Source organism: Pandoraea terrae, from assembly GCF_902459695.1.
Classification (GTDB): Bacteria; Pseudomonadota; Gammaproteobacteria; order Burkholderiales; family Burkholderiaceae; genus Pandoraea; species Pandoraea terrae.
Map to the genome: position 1 here is coordinate 39,959 of NZ_CABPRZ010000026.1, position 14,968 is coordinate 54,926.

Genomic DNA, 14,968 nt, shown 5'->3' on the forward strand with positions numbered 1-14,968 from the left:
GCCTAAATTTCGTCAGCGGTGCGCGTTGGCGGATTTCGGCGAAACCGGGCGAAACAGGCGCACGGTCTTGATCGCCTGATTGTCGATCTGCACGACCTCCATGCGGCAGCCGTCGATTTCCAGGCTGACGGAGGCTTCCGGAATTTCGCGCAAGGTTTCGAGGACAAGTCCGTTGAGCGTCTTGGGGCCGTCGGTCGACAGATGCAGGCCCAGGCGGCGATTGAGGTCGCGCAGCGTCACTGCACCGCTCACCAGGCAGTCGCCCTCGGCGGTCCAGCCCGAGCGGCTGCCGCCGGCGCCGGGCACGCTCGTGGTGAACTCGCCGATCAATTCTTCGATGATGTCCTCGGTCGTCAGGAGTCCTTCCACTTCGCCGTATTCGTTGACGACCAGTCCCACGCGCCGGTGATTTTCCTGAAAGTACTGCAACTGGCGCAGCGCCGGCGTATCGCTCGGAATGAAGTAGGGGTCGACCAGCAGCGCGCGCAAGGTGTCGACGGTCAACTCGTCGGGGTGGCGCAGGGCCGAGAGGGTACGGCGCACGGGCAGGATGCCGACGATGCGGTCAATGTCGCCATCATAGACCGGGAGCTTGTTGTGATAGCAGGTCTCGAGTTGCTGCAGGATCGATTCGAGCGGCGCCGAGATATCGAGCGCTTCGATGCGCGAGCGCGGCACCATGACGTCGTCGACGGCGATGTTCTCCAGGTCGAGCAGGTTGAGCAGCACGCTGCGCGGTTTCGTCGGCATGTAGTTGCCGGCCTCGAGCACGATGGTGCGCAGCTCCTCGGTAGTCATGCGGGGTTCGGCGGCGCCCTCGCGGGTGTCGATGCGCAAGATTCGCAGCAAGCCGCGCACGAGCGTGTTGAGCACCCAGACGATCGGCGTGGACACGCGCAGCAACGGACGAAGGATGAACGCCGCCGGCAGGGCGATGCGTTCGGGGAATCTCGCGCCGACGATTTTCGGGCCGATCTCGGCAAACACGATGATGAGCAGCGCGATGATGGCCGTGGCGATGGACAGGGTCAGCGCGTCGTTGCCGAAATAGCGCAGCGCAATCGACGTGGTCAACACCGGCACGACGGTATTGATGACGTTGTTGCCGACGAGGATCGTCGACAGCAGTTCTTCAGTGCGTTGCAGCAGTCCCTGCGTGGTGCGCGCGCCGCGTACGTTCATGCGCACGAGATGCTTCAGGCGATGGCGGTTGAGCGCCATCATGCTGGTCTCGGAGATCGAGAAGAATCCGGAACAGAAGATCAACAGGGCGATGGCGCAAAGTTGCGCCCATAAGGGCAGGGATTCCAAGCGATTGGGGCGCGAAAGCGCAGGGGTGTCGATGAGTCGCCACTATAGCAGACGCGTTATTGCTGGTAGCATCGCACAAGCGGCGTCTGCAGGTCTGCCGCCCCAACCCCGGTTCGGGTCTCTGAACCGTCACTTCCGCAGGAGAGCGTTCCATGGATGTCCAGCAACTCGTTTCTGAATTTCTTGCTTCCGAGCATGGGAGCCAGGCTGCCCAGGCACTGACGGCTCAGGGCATCGGTGCGGATGATGCACAGCAAATGCTGAGCCAGGTGGCAGAGACAGCGCATGACCACGTTGAAGAACAGAATGCCGGCCTGATGGGCGAACATCCGGGCAAGAGCTTTTTTGCGGCATTCGCAGCGGGCTTGGTCAGGGGCGATGGCTTTTTCAAGTCGGTGGTGGAGGGCGGGGAGGGTATCCTGACCGGCCGTGTGGCTGAGTCGCTTGCAGCGAAAATGGGCATTGACCCGTCGACTGCGTCGACTGTTGCCGCAGCCGCTACCCCCTACGTCGTGGCTTTCCTGAAGGAAAAGCTGGGCTGAGAGGGCCTATGCCGGGTCCCGACGGCCCAACGGCCGCGGTGCTCGGTGTTGGTTATGCTTAGGTTTCCGAAAAATTTAAACCCGTCCGGCATCGCGTTTTTATTTTGCGGGTAATGGGCACGAATAGGGTTGGTCGCGGTACAGATGTGGCACAGGGGCCCGCCGGAAATGCGCTGAAAATGGGCCGGAAATGAAAAACGCCCAGCGGACTGGGCGTTTTCGGCCTTGATGGACAAGGCATATGTCTTGGTCGGGGTGAGAGGATTCGAACCTCCGGCCTCTACGTCCCGAACGTAGCGCTCTACCAGGCTAAGCTACACCCCGCTTCGATCGTTGCTGCCGTCACTCAGTGCTTCAAGTGCGCCGCGTTATCGAGTAAGAACACAATTGTAGCAGGCTTTCTTTGTAAGTGGAACTAGGCAACGTCGAAATTATTTTCGCGGCCGCATTGGCCTCGGCTTCGGCGCGTGCCAACGTGTAGTCGAGTGCCCCTGTGCGCGTGATCGCGGCGAGGATCGGCTCGAATTTTTCGGTGCCGCCATTCTCGATCGCTTCGCGCACGAGTTGCTGTTCCACCGGTGTGCCGTGACGCAGGACATGAATCAGCGGCAACGTCGGCTTGCCTTCGCGCAAGTCGTCGCCCGCATTCTTGCCCATGGCGGCGCTGTCGCCGGCGTAATCGAGCCAGTCGTCCATCAACTGGAAGGCAGTCCCCAGCCGTCCGCCATATTCCGTGACGGCCGCTTCGGTGGCGGCATCCGCGCCGGCCAGCACTGCGGCGAGTTGCGTCGCCGCTTCGAACAGCGTGGCTGTCTTGTATTGAATGACCTGCAGATAGCGCGCTTCGTCCACATCGGGATCGTGCATGTTGAGCAACTGCAGCACCTCACCTTCGGCGATCACGTTCGTCGCACGGGCCAGGATCTGCATCACGCGCATATTGTCTACGCTGACCATCATCTGGAACGAGCGTGAGTACAGGAAATCGCCGACGAGCACGGAGGCCGCGTTGCCGAACAACGCGTTGGCGGTCTTCTTGCCGCGGCGCAGGTCGGATTCATCGACCACGTCGTCGTGCAGCAGCGTCGAGGTGTGGATGAACTCCACCACGGCGGCCAATTCATGTCGGGCCGCCGATTTGACGCCGAGCGCGCCCGCCACGAGCAGCAGCAGGGCGGGACGAAGCCGTTTGCCGCCGGCACCGATGATGTACTCCGAGATCTGGTTGATCAACACCACCTCGGAGGCCAACCGGTCGCGGATGAGCTGGTCGACCTGACGCATGTCGTCGGCGATCGCAGCCAGCAAGTTCTGGGAAGAGGTCGAAGCAGTCAAGACGAGACTCGGGTGAGCAAAAAAACGCCCAAATTATATAGTGGGCGCGGCTTGCGCGGCGAATTCGCGGTCACGAACTTGCGTTTGATGGAAGTCTTTGACGCAAAAGGGGAAAGTCTGTATAATCCCCGGTTTTCGTGCGCGTACTTGCGCCGAAGGCCAGCTTTGTTCTCGCCGAAGGCCCGGTTTGCCAGATTTAATGCTCGTTAATGCATTGTTAATGGCTCGGCATTGGCCAGGCTTCACGCGGTGGTTTCGCGGTGGCTTGCCGTATTGCGCATGATCGGCAAACAGGTGGCGCGGGTTGGTCCGGCAGGCAAGACGCTGCGGAAATTCTAATGTTTATGAGTGAGGTTCAACCATGTACGCGGTCATAAAAACCGGCGGCAAGCAATATAAGGTTGCTGCTGGCGAAAAACTTAAAGTAGAACAGATACCGGCTGACATTGGCGCTGAAATCACCATCGACCAAGTACTCGCCGTTGGCGAGGGTGAATCGATCAAGTTCGGTGCACCGTTGGTCAGTGGGGCTTCCGTCAAGGCTACCGTTGTCGCCCAGGGTCGTCACCCCAAGGTGAAGATTTTCAAGATGCGCCGTCGCAAGCACTACCAGAAGCGTCAAGGCCATCGCCAAAACTACACCGAGCTGCGCATCGACAGCATCGTCGGCTAATCGCGCGCAAGGTAAGGAGTAAACCATGGCACACAAAAAAGCAGGCGGCTCTTCCCGTAACGGCCGCGATTCCGAGTCGAAACGACTCGGCGTGAAGGTGTATGGCGGCCAGGCGATTCTCGCCGGCGGCATCATCGTCCGCCAACGTGGTACGCGCATGCATGCCGGCGAAAACGTCGGTATCGGCAAGGACCACACGCTGTATGCACTGACTGACGGTCACGTGCAGTTCGCCGTCAAGGGCGCAGCGAAGAAGCAATTCGTCAACGTGGTGCCGGCAGCGTAAGACCCGCCTTTTGCCACCAAAAGGCCTCGCACTTATGCGGGGCCTTTTTTGTTTGCCCGACCGGATTTTGCGTGCCCATGCAGGCGCGCGCGGACGGGCGCCGCACAGTGTAGGATCGTCGTGTGACGATCGGATGGACAGGACGGATTCATGAAATTCATTGACGAAGCGCGTATTGAAGTTATCGCCGGCAATGGCGGCAACGGCTCGGCGTCAATGCGCCGTGAAAAGTTCGTGCCGTTCGGCGGCCCCGACGGCGGCGACGGCGGCCGTGGCGGCAGTGTGTATGCCATCGCCGACCGCAATATCAACACGCTGATCGATTTCCGCTACGCCAAGAAGCATCTGGCGCGTAACGGGGAGAGCGGCCGCGGCGCGGATTGCTATGGCAAGGGCGGCGAAGACATCACGCTGCGCATGCCCGTCGGCACCATCATCATGGACATGGAGACCGGCGAGACAATCGCCGACCTGACCGAACATGGCCAGGTCGTAACGCTTGCCAAGGGCGGCGACGGCGGCCTCGGCAACCTCCACTTCAAATCGAGCACGAACCGCGCGCCGCGCCAGAAGACCGACGGCAAGCCGGGCGAGCGGCGCATGCTTCAGCTCGAACTCAAGGTGCTGGCCGACGTGGGCCTGCTCGGCATGCCCAACGCGGGCAAGTCCACGTTCATTGCTTCGGTGTCGAACGCGCGCCCGAAAGTGGCCGATTATCCGTTTACTACGCTCCATCCGAATCTCGGTGTTGTGCGCACGGCGGCGGGCAAGAGCTTTGTCATTGCCGACATTCCCGGCCTGATCGAAGGCGCCGCCGAAGGCGCCGGCCTGGGGCACCGTTTCCTGCGGCATTTGCAGCGCACCGGGTTGCTGCTGCACATTGTGGACGTGGCGCCGTTCGACGAGAACGCCGATCCGGTGGCCGACGCGCGCGCGATCGTCGACGAGCTCAAGAAGTACGACGAGGCGCTGTTCGAGAAGGAACGTTGGCTCGTGCTCAACAAGGTCGACATGTTGTCGCCGGACGAACGCGAAGCGCGTATCGCGGATTTCCTGAAGCGGTTTGCGTGGGACGGTCCGGTCTTCGAGATCTCCGCGCTGACCGGCGAAGGATGCGAAAATCTTTGCTACGCGATTCAGGATGACCTGTACGCCAAGCGCGGCGCCATCGACGAAGCCCTCGAAGACGCGGCGCAAGACCCGCGCTTTCGCGACGCGCTGAATGCGTCGCAAAATGCAGCGGCGTCAGTGGCCTCGCCGGAAGGCGACGATGGCGCGTCCGGCGCCGAATCCCGTTAATTCCAATATTCCGAAGCGACATCGATCGCAGGAGAAGCAAGCGCCATGCGTTCTGTCATCGCTGATGCCAAGCGAATCGTGGTGAAAGTGGGTTCCAGCCTCGTGACCAACGATGGCCGGGGGTTGGACGATATCGCGATCGCGCGCTGGGCGCAGCAGATCGCGGCTTTGCGCCAAGGCGCCGACGGCATGCCGGGCAAGGAGGTCGTGCTGGTCAGCTCGGGCGCGATCGCCGAAGGCATGCAGCGCCTGGGCTGGACGCGCCGTCCGAAGGAAATCCACGAACTGCAGGCGGCCGCGGCCGTCGGGCAGATGGGACTCGCGCAGGTCTACGAGACGCGTTTCGCCGAGCACGGCGTGCGCACCGCGCAAATTCTGCTCACGCACGCCGATCTGGCCGATCGCGAGCGCTATCTGAATGCGCGATCGACGCTGCTGACGCTGTTGCGCCTGGGCGTCGTGCCGATCATCAACGAGAACGACACGGTCGTTACCGACGAAATCAAGTTCGGCGACAACGACACGCTCGGCGCACTCGTGGCGAATCTCATCGATGGCGACGCGGTCGTCATTCTCACCGATCAATCAGGGTTGTACACGGCCGACCCGCGCAAACATCCCGATGCGACTTTCGTTCATGAAGCGAACGCCGGCGACGAAGCGCTCGAGGCGATGGCCGGCGGCGCCGGTTCCAGCATCGGCCGCGGCGGCATGCTGACGAAAATCCTGGCCGCCAAGCGCGCGGCGACGAGCGGGGCGCATACCGTGATTGCCTCGGGCCGCGAGGCCGACGTGCTGGTGCGTTTGGCCAAGGGCGAGGCGATCGGCACCCAGCTCGTCGCCAAGACGGCGCTGCTGACTGCCCGCAAGCAATGGATGGCCGATCATCTGCAGGTGCGCGGACGGGTGCGTATCGATGCGGGGGCGCGCAAGAAGCTGGTGGAAGAGGGCAAGAGCCTGCTGCCGATCGGCGTGACCGACGTAGAGGGCAATTTCGCGCGTGGCGAAGTGATCGTTTGTCTGGACGACGCAGGCGTCGAAGTGGCGCGCGGCCTGTCGAATTACAGCAGCTCGGAAGCCCGACTGATCCGCCGGCGTCCGAGCAGCGACATCGAGGCGGTGCTCGGGTTCGTCAACGAACCCGAACTGATTCACCGCGACAATCTGGTGCTGCGCTGACCGTTTGCCGGGTGTTGGCGATCAGCGGATATTGTCGAGCGCCTTGGGGTACTTGAGACCCTGGATGATCACCTTGGGCGACCCCAGCGGCCCCTTGTCGCGGCAGAAGTAGTCCCGATACAGCACCCCTTGGTAGCCGGTCGGTCCGTACGGGCGAATCGGCTGCCATTCGCTGACGCGCGCAGGCGCCCACTTGCCGTCCGGCCTTCCGGTCGCGTACAGGCGGTATTCGAACGTTTCGCAGCGCACGCCCTCGAACGTGACGTTTCGCGCGCCCTGATTGCTGCGGATGACGGAGACGTAGCGCACGACGCCTTCTGGCGTCACGGAGATGGACTTCGCGTCGATGGCGTAGTTGAGCGTCGCGTTTGCCGACGTCGGGTAGCTGACGAGATCGGCATCCTGCGGCGCAGCCGGCAGCGTGAAGGCGCTTTCGGTGAACTTCTTTGCCTGCTCCTGTTGCTGCAGGTATTCGGTGAGATCGTCTTCCGGGCTGGCGATCGCGTGCGTGGCAATGGCGGCGCCTGCCAACAGGCAGAGCGAGACGAGGCGAGGCGCGCGACGAAGGAGGTGTCGGGTCATGAATGAAGGTTGGGAACGATGCGGGCGGTCGGGCCCGCATCCGGTGGTTGATGGACCGTAAGGTCCGTCCTCAGTTCTCCTGCGGCGTCTTGGGAGACGCTTGCGGGACGGCATCCGGCACGTTTTCGGCCCCCGGCGGCAGCTTGGCGCCGGCGCGCGGAAACCGCCGCCGGTCATGTGGCAGACGGGCGGGATTGCGGCGCAGATAGCGCGACAGCTCATTGAGCGCCAGTTGATAAACCTCGCGCTTGAACTCGATGACGGCATCGAGCGGAACCCAATAATCATTCCAGCGCCAGGCATCGAACTCCGGATGATCGGTCGCGCGCAGGCAGATGTCGCAATCGCGACCGACCATGCGCAGCAGGAACCAGATTTGTTTCTGGCCCCGGTAATGTCCGCGCACTTCGCGCTTGATGAACTTGTCCGGCACCTCGTAACGCAACCAGTCGCGCGTGCGACCGATGATTTTGATGTGCTCTGGCTTCAGGCCGGTTTCTTCGTGCAGCTCGCGATACATGGCCTGTTCCGGCGTCTCGCCGTACTTGATGCCGCCTTGCGGAAACTGCCAGGAATGCTCGCCCAGCCGCTTGCCCCAGAACACCTCATTATGTGCGTTTAAGAGGATGATGCCGACGTTCGGGCGAAAGCCTTCACGGTCAAGCATACAACCACCCTTGAATCCTTTAAAATTGCTTCGATTATAAACAGATAATCGCCACCGCGGGCCGGTGGCCCTATCTCTCCTGGATAAAGCATGAAAGCCTCTCGTTTCTTCATCGGCACTCTGAAAGAAGCCCCTGCCGACGCCGAAATCGTCAGCCACAAGCTGATGATGCGCGCCGGCATGATCCGCCGCGTGGCCGGCGGCATCTATAACTACCTGCCGATCGGCCTGCGTTCGATTCGCAAGGTCGAAGCGATCGTACGTGAGGAAATGAACCGCGCCGGGGCCGTCGAGCTCCTGATGCCGGCCGTGCAGCCGGCCGAACTGTGGGAGGAATCGGGCCGCTGGGAGAAATATGGGCCGGAACTGCTGCGCCTGAAGGACCGTAACGACCGCGATTTCGTCGTCGGCCCGACCCACGAGGAGGTCGTGACGGACATTGCGCGCCGCGAAATCAAGAGCTATCGCCAGTTGCCGGTCAATTTCTATCAGATCCAGACGAAGTTCCGCGACGAGATTCGCCCGCGTTTCGGCGTGATGCGCGGCCGCGAGTTCATCATGAAGGATGCCTATTCCTTCGATAAGGACCGTGCGGGCCTGGAAGTCTCGTACCAGAAGATGTTCGATGCGTACGTGCGCATCTTCACGCGCCTGGGCCTCGAATTCCGCGCCGTCATCGCCGACAACGGCTCAATCGGCGGTTCGGGCTCACATGAATTCCACGTGATTGCCGACACCGGCGAGGACGCCATCGCCTATTGCCCGACGTCCGACTACGCGGCCAACGTCGAGAAGGCCGACGCCGTCGCGCTGGGCAACGGCCGTGCCGCCCCCGCCGAGGCGCTGGCCAAGGCCTCTACGCCGGGCATGGCCAAGTGCGAGGCCGTGGCCGAACACCTGAATATTCCACTCGAACGTACCGTCAAGTCGGTCGTGCTGGCCACCGACGGCGAGGCCGGCGTGCAGGTCTGGCTGCTGATGCTGCGCGGCGATCACGAGCTCAATGAGATCAAGGCGAGCAAGATCCCGGGGCTCGGTGAGTTCCGTTTTGCCACGGAAGCCGAGATCGTCGAATGGTTCGGCACGCGGCCGGGCTATCTCGGCCCGATCGGCACGAAGAAGCCGGTCAAGCTGGTCGCTGACCGGACCGTCGCCGACATGAGCGACTTCGTCGTCGGCGCCAACGACGCCGATTTCCACATGACCGGCGTGAACTGGGGGCGTGATCTGCCGGAACCGGAGGTCTACGACATCCGCAATATCGTTGCGGGCGACCCGTCGCCGGACGGGAAGGGTGAGATCGCGCTGTGCCGCGGCATCGAAGTCGGTCACGTGTTCCAGCTGGGCACCAAGTACTCGGAAGCGATGAGTGCGACGTTCCTCGGCGAGAACGGCAAGCCGCAGCCGATGGAGATGGGCTGCTACGGCATCGGCGTGACGCGGATTCTCGGCGCGGCGATCGAGCAGAATTTCGACGACCGCGGCATCATCTGGCCCGAGGCGATCGCGCCGTTCGAAGTTGTGCTGTGCCCGATGGGCTACGATCGCAGCGATGCGGTGCGCGCCGCCGCAGACAAGCTGTACGAAGCGCTGCTCGCTGCCGGCGTCGACGTGATCTTCGACGATCGCGGCGAGCGTCCGGGCGTGATGTTCGCCGACTGGGAACTGATCGGCGTGCCGCATCGCCTGGTCATTGGCGACCGCGGCCTCAAGGAAGGCAAGATCGAGTATCAGGGCCGCCGCGATGCCGAAGCGCAACTGCTCGATGCCGATACAGCCGCCGAGTTCGTCACGGGCAAGGTCCGCGCGGCAAAGGTCGTCTGACCGAACGCCGCCTGCGTTAGCGTCGAATGACAAACGGCCGTCGTGTGCGTGAACGACGGCCGTTGTCTTTTGGCGCGTGAAACGTCCGAAAACCTACTTGGCGGAATGCAGCGCCCGGATCGACGGCAGATTGCGCCAGTAGCCGCGTGCGTCCATGCCGCAGCCGAAGACGTAGCGGTCGGGCACGGTGAAGCCGCAGAAATCGGGATGCGACGGCTTCGCTTTGTTGAGCAGTTTCTCGCACAGCACGGCGCTGTAGAAGTGGGACGCGCCCATCTCCAGGATACGGTCACGAATGGCCGCCATGGTGGCGCCCTCGTCGAGAATGTCGTCAAGCACCAGCACCACGCGGCCACGCACCGAGTCGCGCGGCGCCACGCGCCACTGCATCGCGCCGCCCGTCGTGGTGTTGTTGTAGCGGGACAGATGGATGTAGTCGAATTCCAGCGGAAAATCGAGGCGGGGCAGCAACATGCCCGTGAAGACGGCGGCGCCGCCCATGACGGACAGCACCATCGGGAACGTGTCGCCGATGGCGCTCTTGATAGCGCCGGCCATGCGGTCGACGGAGGCATTGACCTCCTGCGGCGTGACGATCTCTTCGGAATTGCGGAATACTTCGAGGGCTTCTTCGCGGTTCATATGGGCGACCCTTGGCGAGTGCGAGGATTCAGTTCAGTGCGGCCGGCAGTATAACGCCGGATGGTCCGCGACTAGCGCATGCCGGGCATCATGCCCTTCATGCTGCGCATCATCTTCATCATGCCGCCGCCTTTCAGTTTCTTCATCATTGTGCGCATCTGGTCGTACTGCGCCAGCATGCGGTTGACTTCCTGCACCTGCACACCGGCGCCCGCGGCGATACGGCGCTTGCGGCTGGCCTTGATCAGGTCCGGCTTGGCGCGCTCGCCGGGCGTCATCGAATTGATGATGCCTTCCATGCGGCGCACCGATTTCTCGGCCTGATCCATATTGGTCTGGCTCGCCGCGGCCTGGAATTGCGCCGGCAGCTTGTCCATCAGGGTCGACAGACCGCCCATCTTCTTCATCTGGCCGATCTGTGCCTTGAAGTCGTTGAGGTCGAAGTCGCCGCCTTTCTTGACCTTCTCGGCGAGCTTTTGCGCGGCCTGAACGTCGACCCCGCGTTGCGCTTCCTCGACGAGGGCGAGAATATCGCCCATGCCGAGAATCCGGTTGGCCATGCGGTCCGGATAGAAGACCTCGAGGCCGTCGAGCTTTTCGCCGACACCGACGAACTTGATGGGGCGGCCCGTGACGTGACGCACGGACAGTGCCGCACCGCCGCGCGAATCACCGTCGAGCTTGGTGAGGATAACGCCGGTCAGCGGCAGCGCGTCGTTGAACGCGCGCGCGGTGTTCACGGCATCCTGGCCCAGCATCGCGTCGACGACGAACAGGGTTTCGATCGGGTTCAACGCGGCGTGCAGCGCGCTGATTTCCGACATCATCGCTTCGTCGATGCCGAGACGGCCGGCGGTGTCGACCAGCAGGACGTCGTGGTGATGCTTGCGTGCCCAATCGATCGCGGCGCCCGCGATGTCGACCGGCTTCTGGTCAGGCTGCGAGGGGAAGAAATCCGCGCCGACCTGTTCCGTCACTGTCTGCAGCTGTGCGATGGCGGCGGGGCGGTACACGTCGACGGAAACCGTCAGCACTTTCTTCTTCTGGCCGCGCAGAAGCTTGGCCAGTTTCCCGACGGTGGTGGTTTTCCCGGCGCCTTGCAAGCCGGCCATCAGGATAATGGCGGGGGGCGTCGTGGCAAGATTGAGTTCGGCGGCGCGGCCTTCGTAATCGCCGCCCATCAGCGCGGTCAGCTCGCGCTGGACCACGCCGACGAGGGCCTGGCCCGGCGAGAGGCTCGCCAGCACTTCCTCGCCGAGGGCTTTTTCCTTGACCTTGGCGATGAATTCGCGCACGACTGGCAGCGCCACGTCGGCCTCCAGCAGGGCCAAACGCACCTCGCGCAGCATTTCCTGCGTGTTGGCTTCCGTCAGCCGGGCTTCGCCGCGCAGCGTCTTGACGACCTTCGCCAGACGCGTAGTGAGATTGTCGAGCATGAAACGTTTCCTGTGACTGCGAGTCCCAGGCCGCGGCGGTTGCCGTATGGCAGCGCGCCCGTCAAGGGGTAGTGTAAACTTCGAACATGACTATTTTACTGTATGCGATGACCGCCATCCTCTATGCCGGATTGGCGGTGGCCTCATGGCAGGGATACCGGCGCGATGCCGCCCTCGTTATCGATGGTGCGGGCGGCGCCCGCATGCCTGCCGGCGCGGGTTCGAACGCCTTGCACTGGCCCCTGCAGGGTGTGCTGCTGGTCGCGCTCGTGGTGCATGGCGTGCTGTTGCATCAGACGATCTTCCGTGCAGACAGCATGTATTTCGGATTTGCCTATGCGCTGTCCGCGATGCTGTGGCTGTCCGTCGGGATCTACTGGATCGAGAGCTTCTTCTTCCCGCTCGACAGCCTGCGCATTCTCGTCATGCCGACGGCGTCGCTGGCCTGCCTGATGCCGCTGCTCTTCGCCGACAACCGCATCCTGAGCTTTGCCGCGAACCCGGTGTTCAAGCTGCACTTCATCATCGCGAACATGGCCTATGGCCTTTTCGCGCTGGCGGCGCTGCATGCGATGCTGATGCTTTATGCGGAGCGGCAACTGCATCCCGCACGTGCGGGTGAGCGCTCGGGCGGCTGGCTGACGCGCTGGCTCGATACGCTGCCGCCGCTGCTCACGCTGGAGAAGCTGCTGTTTCGCCTGATCGGCGCAGGATTCGTTCTGCTGACATTGACGCTGGTCTCGGGCGTGATGTTTTCCGAAACCCTGTTCGGCCGCGCGGTGCGCATCGACCACAAGACAGTGTTCGCCGTCATTTCGTGGGTGATGTTCGGCGCGGTGCTGGTCGGACGGCAATTGTACGGGTGGCGCGGCAAGGTCGCGCTGCGTTGGGTGCTGGCGTCCTTCGTGACGCTTTTGCTGGCGTATGTCGGCAGCCGCTTCGTGCTCGAGGTGGTGCTGCATCGCATGACGGAGAGGTAGGGCGCGATGCGCAATATTCTGTTGTTGCTGCTGTTACTGGTGGCGGGTACCTGGTGGATGCGGCGCAAGGAGCGGCGCGATCAGGCCGAGCGTGTGCGGACCTCCGGCGCGCAACGCGGCGTGCCGCCGCAACGCGACGCGCTGCCGCCGGCCGAGCGTATGGTGCGTTGCGCGCAATGCGGCACTTATCTTCCGGAGAGCGAGGCGCTTGCCGGCGCCGACGACGCGCACTTCTGCAGCGCCGCGCATCAGCAGGCCTTTCTCGCCCGCCCGCGCTAATACCGCGCTCGCATAGCCCCTGCCAGGGGCTGTCCAAGCATCAAACGTGCCCGCCCACCCGGCGCGGGGCGCCTTGCGCTCACCGTTCCCATGCACTAAAACTCAGTAAACACAAAGATCGCACAAAGATCGCCAACGGATCGGCTAAGAAGCGAATCATTCGGGACAGGAGGACACGTTATGCTGATGCGCAGACGAATGTATTTCCTGCTCCCCGATCTCGCCAGCGCACAACGCACGATGAGTGACTTGTTGCTGGCCCGCGTCGAGGAGCGTCACATCCATTTCATGGCCCGCGAGGATATGGAATTGGAGGGACTGCACGAAGCCAATCTGCTGCAAACATCCGATATCGTGCACGGCGCGGAAGCCGGGCTCGTGATCGGCGGTTTCTGCGGGCTGGCTGTCGGCGCAGTCGCCGCGTTTTTCCCCATCGTGGGTACGAAACCCCAGTGGGAACTGATGATCATCACGGCGCCGCTCGGCTCGCTGTTCGGCGCGTGGGTCTCCAGCATGATCGGTTGCTCGGTGCCGAATTCGCGCCTGAAACCGTTCAAGGACGCGGTCGAACGCGGCATGATTCTCCTCATGATCGACGTGCGCGACGGCCGCGTCGAGGAAATTCGTGAGCTGTTGCGCGAGCATCATCCGGAAGCGCACATGGAAGGCGTCGAATCCGCCATCCCGGCGTTCCCTTGAGCATTGCGAGGGCTTGACGATTTGCGAAGTCTTGCGGCCATTCGTGGCCACCTTGCGCCGCACCTGTGAGCGGCGCGGGACGGATCTTCCGCCGGTGCAGCCGGCGCGGATGCCGTCCCAGGGCGTAGCGGCGCCCAAGGAAGCCTCCCGGCATGGGTTTGCGGGAGGCTTCTGCCATTTTGCGCGCAGCGCTACGCCACACCACCGGCAAGTGCGCGCAGGCGCCGGATTGGGAAAGCCGTCAGCGTCGGCCGCCGGTCTGGGCTACAATGGCGCCCCCCTGCGTCAGGAATTCGCCATGATCCTGTCTTTGTCGTCCGTCATCGTTCGCTTCGGCAGCAACGCCGCGCGCGTGGGCGCGCGTACGCGCATCGTGCGGAGGTGGGCGTCATGACGAACACCGCGCTCACGATCGGTGACGACGGCTGGGTCGTGCAGGCTGAACGGATCGCGTCGCCGAATTTCGACGCGCGGCCCGAGGGCATGCCGGTCGACCTGCTGGTGGTGCACAACATCAGTCTGCCGCCGGGGCAGTTCGGCGGCGGCGAGATCGCACGCTTTTTCTGCAACCGGCTCGATCATGACGCGCATCCGTTCTTCGACGAAATCCGCGGCGTGCAGGTGTCGGCGCATTTTTTGGTATGCAGGGATGGTGTGTTGCAGCAATTCGTGTCCTGCGACGCGCGCGCCTGGCATGCGGGGGCCTCCGCGTTTCTCGGGCGCACGCGCTGCAACGATTTCTCGATCGGCGTAGAGTTGGAGGGAAGCGACGACACGCCGTTCGAGGCGGCGCAGTACGCGACCCTGGCGGCCCTGACGCGGGCGATTCTCGCGCGTTATCCGATTCAAGCCATCGCCGGACATGCCGATATTGCACCGGAGCGCAAAACGGATCCCGGTCCGTGCTTCGAGTGGCGAAAGTTCCGGCAGATGGCGGATCTTCCGCCCGAAATGTTGCCGTTTCAAGGGACCGCATAAACGATGCCGCATGCTTGGGACGACACCGGTGCCGAAGCGGCGCCGGGGCCGGGCACGTGCATCGCTTACCCCCATGCGGCGGTCGGATTTGCTTGACATGGACGTCCTGCGGGCGTCTGCGGGAACAAAAAATTTATGTTTTGCGGCTGGCGGCTTCTCCACTATACTTAGTGCGAATTCGGGTGTTGACCACTATATATAGTGGTTTGACCCTAAATCTTTCGAATCAGTCAAGCGTGTGTTGCGTCCCGCGACG

17 protein-coding genes and 1 tRNA gene are annotated in these 14,968 nt (G+C 62.8%); 11 read left to right on the forward strand and 7 right to left on the reverse strand.

Going from position 1 to position 14,968, the window contains the following annotated elements; genetic code table 11:
* Positions 1–12: 12 nt before the first annotated feature.
* Complete coding sequence (locus PTE30175_RS22820) at positions 13–1,311, reverse strand: HlyC/CorC family transporter (protein WP_150699365.1); 1,299 nt, start codon at positions 1,309–1,311, stop codon at positions 13–15.
* Between the two features lie 152 nt (positions 1,312–1,463).
* On the opposite strand from PTE30175_RS22820, the gene PTE30175_RS22825 reads away from it, so the two are divergent.
* Positions 1,464–1,853: a hypothetical protein gene (locus tag PTE30175_RS22825; protein ID WP_150699366.1), complete on the forward strand. Its 390-nt coding sequence runs from the start codon at positions 1,464–1,466 to the stop codon at positions 1,851–1,853.
* Positions 1,854–2,100: 247 nt separating this feature from the next.
* Here PTE30175_RS22825 and PTE30175_RS22830 read toward each other — a convergent pair.
* Both PTE30175_RS22830 and PTE30175_RS22835 read right to left on the reverse strand, forming a co-directional pair.
* Positions 2,101–2,177, reverse strand: a tRNA-Pro gene (locus PTE30175_RS22830).
* A gap of 30 nt (positions 2,178–2,207) precedes the next feature.
* Positions 2,208–3,137 (reverse strand): polyprenyl synthetase family protein, encoded by a 930-nt coding sequence (locus PTE30175_RS22835; protein ID WP_150699410.1) that lies wholly within the window; start codon positions 3,135–3,137, stop codon positions 2,208–2,210.
* Positions 3,138–3,549: 412 nt separating this feature from the next.
* On the opposite strand from PTE30175_RS22835, the gene rplU reads away from it, so the two are divergent.
* The 4 genes from rplU to proB all read left to right on the forward strand — a co-directional run bounded on the left by rplU (position 3,550) and on the right by proB (position 6,625).
* Positions 3,550–3,861, forward strand: a complete 312-nt coding sequence (rplU, locus tag PTE30175_RS22840) for a 50S ribosomal protein L21 (protein WP_150699367.1) — start codon at positions 3,550–3,552, stop codon at positions 3,859–3,861.
* 25 nt (positions 3,862–3,886) lie between these two features.
* Positions 3,887–4,147, forward strand: a complete 261-nt coding sequence (gene rpmA, locus PTE30175_RS22845) for a 50S ribosomal protein L27 (RefSeq protein ID WP_150699368.1) — start codon at positions 3,887–3,889, stop codon at positions 4,145–4,147.
* A gap of 150 nt (positions 4,148–4,297) precedes the next feature.
* Entirely contained in the window at positions 4,298–5,446 is a 1,149-nt protein-coding gene (cgtA, locus tag PTE30175_RS22850; protein WP_150699369.1) for an Obg family GTPase CgtA, read from the forward strand.
* Positions 5,447–5,491: 45 nt separating this feature from the next.
* Positions 5,492–6,625: a glutamate 5-kinase gene (proB, locus tag PTE30175_RS22855; RefSeq protein ID WP_150699370.1), complete on the forward strand. Its 1,134-nt coding sequence runs from the start codon at positions 5,492–5,494 to the stop codon at positions 6,623–6,625.
* A 21-nt stretch (positions 6,626–6,646) separates the two neighbouring features.
* Here proB and PTE30175_RS22860 read toward each other — a convergent pair whose 3' ends face one another.
* Positions 6,647–7,207 carry a CNP1-like family protein gene (locus tag PTE30175_RS22860; protein ID WP_191629187.1) on the reverse strand — a complete coding sequence of 187 codons (561 nt, stop codon included), beginning with the start codon at positions 7,205–7,207 and terminating at the stop codon, positions 6,647–6,649.
* Between the two features lie 70 nt (positions 7,208–7,277).
* Positions 7,278–7,874 carry an RNA pyrophosphohydrolase gene (locus tag PTE30175_RS22865; protein WP_150699411.1) on the reverse strand — a complete coding sequence of 199 codons (597 nt, stop codon included), beginning with the start codon at positions 7,872–7,874 and terminating at the stop codon, positions 7,278–7,280.
* Positions 7,875–7,964: 90 nt separating this feature from the next.
* Here PTE30175_RS22865 and PTE30175_RS22870 point away from each other — a divergent pair, with 90 nt between their 5' ends.
* Positions 7,965–9,698 (forward strand): proline--tRNA ligase, encoded by a 1,734-nt coding sequence (locus tag PTE30175_RS22870; protein WP_150699372.1) that lies wholly within the window; start codon positions 7,965–7,967, stop codon positions 9,696–9,698.
* A gap of 93 nt (positions 9,699–9,791) precedes the next feature.
* Here the strand turns inward: PTE30175_RS22870 and PTE30175_RS22875 are convergent, their stop codons facing one another.
* Positions 9,792–10,340 (reverse strand): hypoxanthine-guanine phosphoribosyltransferase, encoded by a 549-nt coding sequence (locus tag PTE30175_RS22875; protein WP_150699373.1) that lies wholly within the window; start codon positions 10,338–10,340, stop codon positions 9,792–9,794.
* 71 nt (positions 10,341–10,411) lie between these two features.
* A complete protein-coding gene (ffh, locus tag PTE30175_RS22880; RefSeq protein WP_150699374.1) occupies positions 10,412–11,776 on the reverse strand; it encodes a signal recognition particle protein in 1,365 nt (454 codons plus the stop codon).
* A gap of 86 nt (positions 11,777–11,862) precedes the next feature.
* Here ffh and PTE30175_RS22885 point away from each other — a divergent pair, with 86 nt between their 5' ends.
* The 5 genes from PTE30175_RS22885 (at position 11,863) to ampD (ending at position 14,712) form a co-directional block, all read left to right on the forward strand.
* On the forward strand, positions 11,863–12,756 hold the full coding sequence (locus tag PTE30175_RS22885) for a cytochrome C assembly family protein (RefSeq protein ID WP_150699375.1): 894 nt from the start codon (positions 11,863–11,865) through the stop codon (positions 12,754–12,756).
* A gap of 6 nt (positions 12,757–12,762) precedes the next feature.
* Positions 12,763–13,035, forward strand: a complete 273-nt coding sequence (locus tag PTE30175_RS22890; RefSeq protein WP_150699376.1) for a PP0621 family protein — start codon at positions 12,763–12,765, stop codon at positions 13,033–13,035.
* Positions 13,036–13,221: 186 nt separating this feature from the next.
* Positions 13,222–13,734 (forward strand): DUF1269 domain-containing protein, encoded by a 513-nt coding sequence (locus PTE30175_RS22895; RefSeq protein WP_150699377.1) that lies wholly within the window; start codon positions 13,222–13,224, stop codon positions 13,732–13,734.
* A 13-nt stretch (positions 13,735–13,747) separates the two neighbouring features.
* A complete protein-coding gene (locus tag PTE30175_RS22900) occupies positions 13,748–14,128 on the forward strand; it encodes a hypothetical protein (protein WP_150699378.1) in 381 nt (126 codons plus the stop codon).
* Positions 14,125–14,712: a 1,6-anhydro-N-acetylmuramyl-L-alanine amidase AmpD gene (gene ampD, locus PTE30175_RS22905; protein WP_150699379.1), complete on the forward strand. Its 588-nt coding sequence runs from the start codon at positions 14,125–14,127 to the stop codon at positions 14,710–14,712. Before PTE30175_RS22900 ends, ampD begins: the two co-directional genes overlap by 4 nt.
* The last annotated feature ends 256 nt before the right edge of the window (positions 14,713–14,968 follow it).